This is a genomic window from Neorhizobium sp. LMR1-1-1.1, assembly GCF_040675795.1.
Taxonomy (GTDB): Bacteria; Pseudomonadota; Alphaproteobacteria; order Rhizobiales; family Rhizobiaceae; genus Neorhizobium; species Neorhizobium cellulosilyticum.
In genome coordinates, this window is sequence record NZ_JBEGHE010000041.1 from 1 (window position 1) to 11,794 (window position 11,794).

The following is an 11,794-nucleotide window of genomic DNA, read 5'->3' on the forward strand; positions in this document are numbered from 1 at the left end:
AGAAGTGGTGCGATGACGGCCCATTCTTCGTCGCTCAATTCGTGACGGCGCATGGCAATCTCCTTTCAAGGAGAGTGAATCACACACCGTCAACAAGATGAACCCCGTTTATGGGGACGCGGCCTAGTTCGGCCGCCCCGGAACCGGCACATGCACGGGGAGTATTGCTCCGATACCGACAGCATTACGGGAAGCGACCACTCGGGGCGAAGATGGAAGACAAAGCGCCGCCGCAATCGCCGCTACCACAATTCGCTAATGCGGCGATATCTAAGTGATTCTGGTTCGACCTCACCGGGAAGATTCGTCCTCAAGCCCCGACAATTATTACAGCTTGTCATGGGTTACCACTTCAGTCCCATCTTCCCTCTTGTACAAAACACCGATGCCGTTTCCAGTATCCGCGAGGAAAGTGATACCCAAGCCTTGAAACACCCCGGTCATGTGGTCGACTGTCGATGATTTTAGCTCTTCGTTTCTTTCGAATCTTACGACCGTGTTGGTCGATACTTTCGCCAAGCCGGCGAACTCGGCGATACTTAGTCCGATTGCTGCTCTAGCCATCCGGCACTGAATTGGATCCATAAAATATCGCCTAATATAGGCGAATTCGCTTGATCCGCCCTCTTACATTGTTTATGCCATTATCTGCACCGCAGACGGTCGAGAAGGCGTAGCAGCGCCACTCTCGACCTGACCAAACCCTAGCTGTCTGGAGCTCGGATCATGGCTGATTCTGAGAATAGCAGAACTTTGCCTGCAATCACGTGCAGAAACCCTTTACAAACAACAGAGTGGTTTCTGGCCAGGAATATCGCGGATCAGGAACGCTGGCTTCCCGGCATCCGCGACGTTGTTCTGATAAGGTGGAAAGCCTGGATGCTTGCTTTCCGGGAGCTCGGCCACCGAAGTTGCAAGCAGCAGGAACTCGAGAGCACGCTGTTTGCCATGGTTCCCGCTGCAAGAGTGGAGATCCAACTTGCCGATCACGGCGGGGTGGCCGTTGTGTCCACCATCAAAGAAATTCAGGACAAGCTTCGAGGCGAAAGTTTCGCCGATGCGCGTGCAAATGCAGCGGCCGAATTGCTTGCCAAGCGACGGCGGTGGGATGCCGCAGACCTATCGGTCGGTTACAGCCGGGCGAAGCAAGCGGAAAGCGAAGCATCGATCGTTGAGGAGCAATTGGCGGCGGAGCTGTCGGAAGCGCCGGCAATGTCGACTGTCGCTGCCGCTGCAAAGCTGCATTGTATCTTGAAACGTGGGGCACCGCGGTCTGATAGCGAGGAATTTCCCTGGCCGCAGCTCAGTGCGATGCTAGTCGATCTCCTTGCGATGAACGGTGTATTCTCCCTCCCCGGTCGTGATCGCTGATCCAGGTCGCCCGTTTAAAGTCCGAAGTTCGATCTCGTCCGCAGTCGCGTCGTTCACATTCGCATTCTCTAAACCGAGGCTGATCGAACGCTCGTGAAAATTAAGCGAAATTTCCGCTTTTCATGCTCATCGCGTTATGCAATGTAGAGTATACCACTACAGAGTATGCAATTCATAATTAGGAATTCCTAACCAGCGGCGCCATTGGAGCGTGTCGCGGAAAGGATGGTGTGTGCGTCGAGACAACTCCTCGTCGCATTGAAGGAATGCTGAATAAACCAAAAAAGAAGGGAACGTCGTAATGCAATTCATCCGTAAATTCCGGTCGCTTTTGCTGGCGCTAGCAATCGCGACCGTATTCTCCCCCGGTCTTGCGGCAACGACGGCGATGGCGGAGGAGTTGCGCATCGGGACGCAGCTGAAGCTGATGACGCTCGATCCGCATTATGCCGATCTCAACGAGAACAACGCGCTTCTCGCCCATATATATGAGCGCCTGGTCAGGCAGGACGAACATCTCTCTCCCCAGCCTGCTCTCGCCGTCTCCTGGAAGCGGCTGGCCCCAACGCAATGGGAGTTCAAGTTGCGCGAAGACGTGAGGTTTCATGATGGCTCTCCCTTCACCGCTCAGGACGTCATCTACTCGATTGAGAGAGTCCGCGACTTTTTGAAGCCCCCGAGCGGCGGCTTCCAGTCATACACCAAGCCGATCAAGTCTGTGATCGCTCCCGACCCGATGACTATTTTGATCGAGACCGATGGCGAGGCCCCTACCCTTCCACTCCAGATGACGACGCTGTTCATCCTGCCGCACAAGACAAGTGGTTTCGCGACGACCGAAGAACTGAATTCGGTCGCGAAGCCAAACGGCACCGGTCCCTACAAATTTGCGGGCTGGCAGTCCGGCGAGCGGCTGACACTTGCCAGCAACCCCGACTATTGGGGCGAGCCGCCGGCATGGTCCGATGTCACGTTCCGCGTCATTGAAAACCCGGCTGCCCGCGTAGCGGCGCTCACAACGGGTGACGTCGATCTGGCCGACTACATCCCTGCCCGCGATGTCGAAAATCTCAAGCAACGCAACATCAAGATCGAGAGCACCAGCGCATCGCGGTCGAACTTCCTGCAATTCGATATCGCGAGCGAAACGCATCCGGGCATCACCGACAAGTCCGGCAAAACAATTGCCAATCCCTTCCGTGACAGCCGCGTCCGCCAGGCTTTGACGATGGCAACCGATCGTCCGTTCATAACCGAAAAAATCCTGTCTGGTTACGGCACGGCTGCTTCCCAGATTTTCCCACCGGGTCTTTCAGGAACGTCGGACAAGCTCAAGGTCACGCCGCCGGACTATGATGGCGCAAGAGCGCTGCTTATAGAGGCTGGCTACCCGAATGGGTTCAGTGTGGTGCTCGCCGGGCCGGGCGGTCGTTATCCGGGCGACGCCGAATCGCTTCAGTCCGTTGCCCAAAACTGGGCTCGTATCGGCGTCACGGTACAGCCTGTCGTTTCGCCGTTCTCCGTTTTCATGACCAAGCGCTCAAGTGGCGAGTATCCTCTCTGGTATGGCGGCTGCTCTGGAGAAGCTGTCACACTTTGCCTCGATGGCGTCCTCGCATCCCAAAACGAAGCGCTGGGCACCGGGTCGCTGAACTACGGTCGTTATGAAAACAAGACCTTCGACCAGATGCTGACCAAAGCCAAGGCGATGGAGGAAGGACCTGGCCGCAGCGAGGCACTCGCCAGCGCGACGGAATTCGTCATGGCCGACTATCCCACTATTCCGCTCTATCACTTCCATCTGATCGTCGGGCATAGCCAGAAGGTTGGTTCCTACACCGTCCACCCGCGTGGTTGGACAATGGCCATGCAGGCCGCCCCACCGACCGAGTGAGGGCGACACCATGATATCAGCAATCATTGGAAGGCTTTCACAAGCCTTCCTCCTCCTCCTTGTCATGTCCGTAATCGGCTTCATCGGCATTCACAGCGTCGGCAACCCGGTTTTCAATCTTGTCAACGCCGAAACCGCTACTCCTGAGGATATCAGGAGAGCGACCGTGGCTCTCGGATTGGATCAGCCGGTCTGGCATCAGTATTTCCGGTTCATCGGCAATGTCCTCACAGGTAATTTCGGGACCTCCTACATCTATCACCTGCCGGCATTCCAGCTGGTGATGGGCAAGCTCCCCGCAACCCTCGAGCTCGCAATCGTTGCGATGATGATCGCTGCGCCGACAGGGATACTCCTGGGTCTACTCGCCGGTCGCCGCAAGGACAGGCCGGTGGATCGCGCTATCCTTCGCCTGAGCGTGGTCGCGCTCAGCATACCGTCCTTCTGGCTAAGCATGATGCTCATCCTGATCGGGGCCATCCTGACGGGCTGGTTCCCGTCAGGCGGCCGGGGGCCAACAGGGGCTCTCCTCGGAACCGAGTGGAGCTTCCTGACGCTTGATGGGCTCAGACAACTGACGCTTCCGGCGTTGGCACTTGCTCTTCCCAACGTTGCGCTCATCGCAAGGCTGACGCGGTCCGGAACGATCGAGGTGGAAACCCAGGACTTCACACGGTTTTGCCAGGCGAAGGGTCTCTCGCCCCGCCGCATCCTGTTCAGGCATACACTGCCAAACATCAGCGTTCCGATTGTCACGATCATCGGCATGCAGTTCGGTGGAATGCTGGCCTTTGCCGTGGTGGTGGAGTCGATCTTCAACTGGCCAGGCGTCGGAAAACTGCTGATCGACTCGATTCAGCTTCTCGACCGCCCGGTCGTCATGGCGACCCTCACCTTCATCTCCATCGCCTTTGTCGCCCTCAACGCACTCGTGGACCTGTTTTATGTCGTTCTCGATCCGCGAACGCGCCGCGGTGCCTGAAAGGTATCCCTATGAAAACCGATACAATGCGGACATTCTGGAAACGCTCCGGCCGATCCGGCGTCAGCCTGCCGCTGCTGATATTGATGGCCTATGTCCTGCTGGCAGTCGCGGCATCTCTGATCGTTCCTCAAAATCCCTATGACCCGTTGCAGATATACGCCTGGGAGGCCTCGTCTTCTCCGGGAACCGCCGGCAGCGGTGGTTACACGTACCTGCTCGGAACCGACGGACTGGGACGCGACATATTCAGCACCGTCCTTTACGGATTACGGATAAGCCTCTTCGTTGCCTTCACCAGTACGGCACTCGCAGCTCTTATCGGAGTGACTGCCGGAGTAACAGCAGCCTATACAGGCAAGTGGGGCGACGCCTTGATCATGCGGATCGTCGATCTGCAGCTCAGCCTGCCGACCATCCTTGTTGCCCTCATCGCCATCGTTACGCTCGGGCCGGGTATCGACCGCATCATCTTGGCGCTCGTGATCGTACAATGGGCTACCTACGCTCGCGTGACACGCGGCGTCGCGATGAGCGAGGCAGCCAAGTCATACCTGGATGCAGCGCGCCTCCTGCGTCTGCCAACCCGACGTATCATCTTTCGCCATCTTCTTCCGAACAGCATTGCTCCCGCAATCACCCTCGTCCCGATCGAACTCGGTCATGCCGTAGCGCTGGAAGCAACGCTTTCGTTTCTCGGCCTCGGTGTGCCGATCGACAAGCCGTCCCTCGGCTCCGCCGTCGCTAACGGGTTTCAGTATCTGCTTACAGGACAATACTGGATCAGCCTCTTTCCCGGTCTGGCTCTGTTCGGCCTCATCGCAAGCATCAATTTCGTCGGCGAGAATGTGCGCCGGCGGCTCGATCCAAGGAGCCGTTGATATGGAACAGCAACACCACCACGAACCCCTCCTCGTTGTAGACAACCTCGCCCTCAAACATCAGGGCGCCGCGGCGACCACGACCATCCTACGCGATGTCAGTCTCGAGTTGCGACGAGGTGAGATACTCGGACTAATTGGCGAGTCCGGTGCTGGAAAATCGTCGCTCGGCAATGCGGTCCTCGGTCTGCTCGCACCCGGATTTAGCCAGACCGGCGGACGCATTCTGTTTGAAGGACTTGCGCTCAATGAATTGAGCGACAAGCAGCGGATGGAGTTGAGGGGGCGCCGGATCTCGGCGATTTTCCAGGATCACACAGCCTCCCTCGACCCGCTGATGAGTGTCGGATCTCAAATCGTCGAAACGATACGGGCACTGGACGATGGCCTGACATCGCGGCAGGCGAAGAGTCGTGCGCTCGAACTCATGCAGCGCGTGGGGATCCCCGATCCCGCCATACGCTTCCGTCACTACCCCCACCAGTTTTCCGGTGGACAGCGGCAGCGTATCGTCATCGCCATCGCATTGGCCGGCAGGCCGGATATCATCGTTGCGGATGAACCAACCTCTGCTCTCGACGCGACCATCCAGAAGCAGATCCTTGCCCTATTGCGAAACCTCACTGACGAAACAGGGGTCTCGGTTATGCTCGTTACGCACGATATGGGCGTGATCTCGGAGATCGCCGACAGGGTCATTGTAATGCGTCACGGCAAGGTCGTCGAACAGGGTGCAACATCCGCCATTCTCGACATGCCCGCCGACGCGTATACGAAGGATCTTCTCGCTGCGGTTCCGCGTCTGCGTCTCCCTCCAGCCAGCTCCCCAACCAACGACGTGCCTCGTTCGGCCGATCCTCAAGCCAACATCGTGCCACAGACTAAGCTTGATCAGAACCCGATATTGCGCGTGAAGGACGTAACCAAGACTTATGACGGTCGCAGTTTCCCCTGGCTTCGGCGTGGCCCACAATCTCCTGCCCTTCGGGATGTCTCCATCGAACTCGTGCGCGGCTCCATAACGGGCATCGTGGGGGAGAGCGGCAGCGGCAAGAGCACGATAGGACGCATTGTTGCCGCGTTGGAAACAGCAGGCCGAGGATCACTCGACCTTAATGGCAGGCAGTTCGATATCTCTCTCGCCGGAAAGAAAAATGGGCTGCTCGGCCAGATTCAGATGATCTTTCAGGACCCGGCGATGTCTCTCAATCCGCGCATGTCGATTGGTGCCGCCCTGGAGGAAAGCGTCTGGTTCGGAAGCCGGGGATCACCATCGGATCGACAGGATGTCGGCGAGATGATGGATCGCCTAGGGCTTCCAAGATCGCTGCTGATGAGTTTTCCGCATCAGCTTTCGGGAGGCCAGAAACAGAGGGTGTGCATTGCCCGAGCACTTCTGGCCAATCCCAGCATCATCGTTGCTGATGAGCCGACCTCGGCGCTCGACGTTTCGGTCCAGGCGGACATCGTGAGGCTGCTGAAGGAAACGGTCAGCGAGCGAGGTGTCTCGATGCTGTTCATCTCACATGACCTCGCACTCGTGCAGGACCTTTGCAGCGAAATCTACATTTTCAGGGACGGTGTCGTCGAGGATGCCGGCAGTGCCGACTTCATCTTTTCCAAATCTCAAAATCCATACACGCGACGTCTCATCGACGCACGACCCGGCCGGTTCACGCACTGACGGAAGGTCGTTCGCCGATCCGATGCCATGAATATTCAATGATCATTTCAGCAGGTTTCACGCCTGATTGCCACGCAGGAAAAGCCCAATCATGTCCAATATCTTCACGGTGGCCGTAACCGGCCAATCCCTCATCAAGCACGACATTCGCACTGTTCAGACGCCGGGGTTCAACGGCGTACGCGAGGCGCTCGGGAAATCCGACTTCGCGTTCACCAATTTTGAAAGCACCATATTCGGCAGCCACGGCGGATGGCCGCTTAAGGGCTCGTTTTTCGGCGCCAGCCAACCCGTCGTACTCGATACCCTTCAATCGCTTGGCATCCACGGTCTTTCCCTCTCGAACAATCACGCCTTCGACCTGGGCTCGCCCGGGATCCTGTCAACGCTTGAAGAAGTCGAACGTCGCGGCTTTCTGCATGCCGGCATCGGCCGGAACCAGACGGCTGCAGCTCGCGCCGGCAAGGGCTCGTTCAGCGGTCGCAAAGTTGCTCTCGTCGCCATGGATGGCGGCCCTGGCCCAGACTTCATGTATGCCTCGGACGCATCCGCAGGCCGGCCTGAACGGCCGGGTGTCAATCGCCTGAAACTAACCCAGATCATCGATGTGGATGGTGAGGCGTTCCAACAGATTGCTGCGATCCGGGACAAAGTCGGCTATACGACGATGGACCTCGGCAATGACAGCCAGCCTGACGACAAACCGATTGTCGATGAACTGACAGAGATCGCGCTTGCTCGGGGCCTTTACAGACGCTCGGAGGGATTCGCCCGAAACGTCAAGATTGATAAGGAGGATCTTGCACGGAACCTTGCCGCGATCACCGCTGCGGCAGAAGACGGATGCCACGTCATCGCCTATCTCCATCATCACCATTGGGCCTCGGACTGGTACCAGGTACCGGGCTGGGTCGGATCGGTCGCGAAGCGTTGCATTGACGCCGGCGCCACCATGTTTGTCAGCCATGGTGCTCCGGTTCTTCAGCCGGTCGAGATATACAAGGGCAAGCCGATTTTCTACAGCCTCGGTAACTTCATCTTCCACCTTCAGCCCGGAAAGTCCAAATGGACCGCTCGCGAAATCTGGGAGAGCGTGATCGGGCTCTGCTTTTTCGACGAGAACGGATCCCTGACCGGAATGGAGTTTCATCCGGTCGTCATCGGTGGCAGCGAAGGACTGAAGCAGGAAGCGCTCGATCAACGCATTGCCCCCGAAATCGCCATCGGCGAAGACGCCCAGAGGATCCTGCGACGGTTTCAGAGCCAGTGCGCATTGCTCGGCACGCAGATCAGGATCTCGGATGATGCAGCGTTCTACGATGTTGCGCGATAAAGTGTATCGGCGGGTCGGGTGGACCGCTTCCCACGCCGGACTGTCGGTACGTGTCCGCCAGATCGGTTACCGTGCTTTCAACAGGTCGGCGGCTTCGACATTGAGGATCCGTGCCAGGCTGTCAACCATGTCGATCGTTGCCGAGTACTGGCACCGTTCCAGCGAACTCACATAGGTTCGATGGATGTCGGCCCGGTGTGCGAGCTCTTCCTGTGAAAGGCCTTGCTTCAGCCGAGTGTCACGCAAATTCGCAGCGAATATTTCTCTGATGTCCATGGCCGGATTCATGCGCTGCGACGCGCATTCATCTACAGAGTATACTCTGCATTTCTGGGCAGTTCGTGCGGGGCTCAGGTCTGCAGACTCGCTGGTTGCCCATTCAGGAGGCGTGATACATCGTGCCATCGATCACATTGCCGAGTGCACGATCCATAGATCAATTCTGTCCATGTCCGATCAGTCTTCGAACCGACGTAGCATTGCAATCAATTCGTCATTCTCGCGGCGCAGTTTATCGACCAGGAGCCCTTTCAGGCGGCGGTTCTCCAGCTCAAGCGCCGACAAAACATCGCGCTCCTCGAATGAGATGGCGGCTGCCCTCATCGCAGCCGACGCTCTTGGGGCGCGCTGTGCCCGCTTCTTTGCGGTTCTTGCCAGGCGCTGCTTCCGAACTTTCTCCGGCTTTTTCGAAGCCGGGACACTCTCCGCTGCCTCGATCACCGGCGCAATCGGCTCCACCACGGGACAGGCTTCCCGCAAGGCTGCAACCGGGGGCACTTCCGTCAGCACAGGCTCCGGCTGGGGCGTGATCGCGGACTCCACTGCGAGTGGGGTTTCGGACGGCTGGCGCGCTGCAATTGTTGCCGGCATGTCGTCGGCGACGGCTTCGGACAGCGCACGTAAATCCGTATTGCCCCAAATCGACTTCGCGGTTTCTCGTGGCTGCCTGCGATTTGATTTGTATTCGACGACAAAATTGCGTTGAGGGCGATTGGTTGGGTTTTTCAAGAGGCTTTCCCGCGTGCCATGTCCAGGCAATGCTTCTAAATTCGTATTATATGGTGACGCTCAATAACACAAAGCGCCTGTCATGCCTGTCCCGTTTCAGATTCTATTTACAGGGACACGCTGCTTCATGCAAACCTTCGAGAAATAGTCTCTTCGATCACTCCAGCGCGCTCCCCAGCACGGGCATCCTACGTAAAATCCGCCCGATGAGCTCACCCGATCTCCGCTCGGAGACAGCTTGAGTGCAGGTTCAGTCTTCTACCTTGCCGCATGCGGACGGATATTCCTGCAGCCCATGCCAGCCTCTACGACATGCGCGGCACGATAAATGCTGAATTCATCAAAATTGCGTCCGACGATCTGAACGGAGAGCGGAAAACCATCGGCATTCAGGCCGGCTGAAACGCTCATCGCCGGCGAGCCAGTGAGGTTGAAGGGCGCATTGGCAGATGGCGTTCCGTTTACCAGCGAGTTTCTGGCGACATCCTTCATTCGTGGTGCAACGCTGAGGGCACCGACTACAAGCAGGAGATCAACGAAGCGGAAGACTTCCGCCAGCTCGTGGACAAGCTCTCCCCTGCGCCGGCAAGCCTGAACGTAATCGACCGCAGTGAGCAGATAGCCGGGGAGAAAGCGCTCCACCGAAAACGGCCCATACTGCTCGATGTTGTGCCTCGAATCGTATTCATGAATGGCGGCGGCTTCGCCATACATGATGATCCGTTGCGCTGCGAAATAGTGACGTAGCGGTGACAACCTAACCTCAACGGTTTCGGCGCCCGCGTCCTTCATCAGAAGAGCTGCTGTCTCGAAGGCCGAGATACACTCGTTCGAGAAGCGGTCCCGTTCCTCTTCGTGAAAGTGTCGCACGAGACCTATTTTCATGCCTTGAAGGCCAAGTGCTGGGGCTTGCGACCATGGCTGTGGGGCAATCTCGACTGACGACGGATCCTCGGGATCGAAACCTGCAAGCGCCTCGAGCGCGATCGCATTGTCCTCGACCGTCCACGTCATCGGCCCGACCGTGTCCAGCGAAAAGGCCTGCGGTGTAATGCCGCGACGGCTTAACCGACCATAGGTCGGCTTCATTCCGGCAATCCCGCAATAGGCAGACGGTGTTCGAATCGATCCGCCAGTATAGGTTCCGATAGCCAGTGGCACAGCTCCCGCAGATACGGCAGACGCAGACCCACTGGATGAACCTCCTGTAAATCGTTCGATATCCCAGGGGTTGCGTGCAGGTCCAAAGGGTAGGCTGAAATCCGGGCCACCCATCGCAAATTCCTGCGTCTCATTCTTGCCCATGTAGATGCCCCCTGCGGCGCGCAATCGCTGAACAACCGCAGAGTCCGTTTTGGCAACCTCATTGATCGTCAGCCGCGAGCCGTTAGTGGTCGCAACCCCTTCAACATCGATAATGTCTTTTACCGCGAATGGGATTCCGTGCATGCGTCCCTTGTAGAGGCCGCGCGACATTTCGGCCTCGGAGGATCGAGCCTCGATCCGGGCACGTTCAGCATCAATAGTGTTGAAGCAGTGGAGCGTCGGATTGAGCCTGCAGGCACGGTCCAGATAATGGTCGAGAACATCGACCGGCGATAATTTGCGTTGACCGATGAGTCGGATATCGCTGACAGGCCAAGCTCCCAAATTTCGGGCATCATTCGTCCCCCGTTTCGCGGCGAGTTTCGGTTTTGGCGAAAGCGGAGGCGCCGGCATGAGGTGATGCTGGAACATGGAACAGGTGTGCCGGCTCGGCCGCTCGGTTTCGGGGAATCCGCAACGACTCCGCCAGTTCGCGCAGGCGTCCGTACGATCGGAGTGCGGCTTCAAACTGCGCCTGGTTCAGCGACAATCCGGCGCGTTCAATGAGTGCTGCGCAGTCCTCACTCGTGATCCTGTCAATTTGCATTGATTCTGTCTTTCGCGGTGCGCACGGATGTGTCCGATCCAAGCGGCCCAATGTGAGCTTGCTGTACGGTTCGGTTGCCTGCGGATTAAAGTCGTAGTTCGCGCCATAGACACGAGGTCTGATCCGATCGCGAGGAAGAGGATACTCTGTGGAATGCAGTACGTGTCACCCATATGCTCTACCTATGGTCGAGGTAATTTCTCCGACCTCAAATTCACATCCCGCTCAATAAATCGCACGGCATCGCCGATCACTTGCCTGGCCGCGCAGCGTAGGGAGGATAGCCATGGATCAAAGCCTTCTTTCCTGGTCTCTTGGGAGGCTGGAGGATGTCGATCGCATAGAGGAGATGACACCGGTCCTTGGTGAACTTGCCAGCGTCTATGAATTCAACCACATGACGTTCGTGATTGCCCGTCTCCGAGGAACCTCGGACAACTATCCTTTCTATTGCACGACCTATCCTTCTGAATGGACCTCTTCGTATTCAGCCCATAACTTCGTCTCGATCGATCCGGTGATGCGTGCATTTCCCTTGGCATTGTTGCCGATTGATTGGGCTACTTTGGACTGGCGTTCGGCAGAAGCGGAGCGGTTTCGCCGATCGTGTCCCATGGAGTGGTGTAGCTGGATTTCATAGCCATCGGTGATTTCCGGTAGGGTCGGGTTGCTTAGAGCCAACCTGAGGGACACCACCGATGACCGACGACATGATGAACCTGCGCTCAC

At 57.5% G+C, this 11,794-nt stretch carries 11 protein-coding genes; 7 read left to right on the plus strand and 4 right to left on the minus strand.

All coding sequences use genetic code 11. The annotated features are described in order from the left end of the window. Positions 1 to 327: 327 nt before the first annotated feature. On the minus strand, positions 328 to 585 hold the full coding sequence (locus MRBLMR1_RS22990; RefSeq protein ID WP_500066445.1) for a helix-turn-helix domain-containing protein: 258 nt from the start codon (positions 583 to 585) through the stop codon (positions 328 to 330). Positions 586 to 726: 141 nt separating this feature from the next. Here MRBLMR1_RS22990 and MRBLMR1_RS22995 point away from each other — a divergent pair, with 141 nt between their 5' ends. The 6 genes from MRBLMR1_RS22995 (at position 727) to MRBLMR1_RS23020 (ending at position 8,145) form a co-directional block, all read left to right on the plus strand. Beyond that, on the plus strand, positions 727 to 1,371 hold the full coding sequence (locus tag MRBLMR1_RS22995; protein WP_500066447.1) for a hypothetical protein: 645 nt from the start codon (positions 727 to 729) through the stop codon (positions 1,369 to 1,371). A 301-nt stretch (positions 1,372 to 1,672) separates the two neighbouring features. After that, entirely contained in the window at positions 1,673 to 3,265 is a 1,593-nt protein-coding gene (locus tag MRBLMR1_RS23000) for an ABC transporter substrate-binding protein (RefSeq protein ID WP_500066449.1), read from the plus strand. Between the two features lie 10 nt (positions 3,266 to 3,275). After that, complete coding sequence (locus tag MRBLMR1_RS23005) at positions 3,276 to 4,247, plus strand: ABC transporter permease (protein ID WP_500066451.1); 972 nt, start codon at positions 3,276 to 3,278, stop codon at positions 4,245 to 4,247. Between the two features lie 26 nt (positions 4,248 to 4,273). Next, complete coding sequence (locus MRBLMR1_RS23010; RefSeq protein ID WP_500066461.1) at positions 4,274 to 5,128, plus strand: ABC transporter permease; 855 nt, start codon at positions 4,274 to 4,276, stop codon at positions 5,126 to 5,128. A 1-nt stretch (position 5,129) separates the two neighbouring features. After that, complete coding sequence (locus MRBLMR1_RS23015; protein WP_500066453.1) at positions 5,130 to 6,812, plus strand: dipeptide ABC transporter ATP-binding protein; 1,683 nt, start codon at positions 5,130 to 5,132, stop codon at positions 6,810 to 6,812. A 91-nt stretch (positions 6,813 to 6,903) separates the two neighbouring features. Beyond that, the gene (locus MRBLMR1_RS23020) at positions 6,904 to 8,145 is read left to right on the plus strand and encodes a CapA family protein (protein WP_500066455.1); all 1,242 of its coding nucleotides are present in this window, start codon (positions 6,904 to 6,906) and stop codon (positions 8,143 to 8,145) included. A gap of 66 nt (positions 8,146 to 8,211) precedes the next feature. Here MRBLMR1_RS23020 and MRBLMR1_RS23025 read toward each other — a convergent pair whose 3' ends face one another. The 3 genes from MRBLMR1_RS23025 to MRBLMR1_RS23035 form a co-directional block, all read right to left on the minus strand. Next, complete coding sequence (locus MRBLMR1_RS23025; protein ID WP_148148657.1) at positions 8,212 to 8,421, minus strand: helix-turn-helix domain-containing protein; 210 nt, start codon at positions 8,419 to 8,421, stop codon at positions 8,212 to 8,214. A gap of 180 nt (positions 8,422 to 8,601) precedes the next feature. Further along, positions 8,602 to 9,153 carry a hypothetical protein gene (locus MRBLMR1_RS23030; protein ID WP_148148658.1) on the minus strand — a complete coding sequence of 184 codons (552 nt, stop codon included), beginning with the start codon at positions 9,151 to 9,153 and terminating at the stop codon, positions 8,602 to 8,604. Between the two features lie 258 nt (positions 9,154 to 9,411). Then, positions 9,412 to 10,803, minus strand: a complete 1,392-nt coding sequence (locus MRBLMR1_RS23035; protein ID WP_500066458.1) for an amidase — start codon at positions 10,801 to 10,803, stop codon at positions 9,412 to 9,414. Between the two features lie 548 nt (positions 10,804 to 11,351). Between MRBLMR1_RS23035 and MRBLMR1_RS23040 the strand changes: the two genes are divergently transcribed. Next, the gene (locus tag MRBLMR1_RS23040; protein ID WP_500066460.1) at positions 11,352 to 11,705 is read left to right on the plus strand and encodes an autoinducer binding domain-containing protein; all 354 of its coding nucleotides are present in this window, start codon (positions 11,352 to 11,354) and stop codon (positions 11,703 to 11,705) included. Positions 11,706 to 11,794 lie beyond the last annotated feature (89 nt).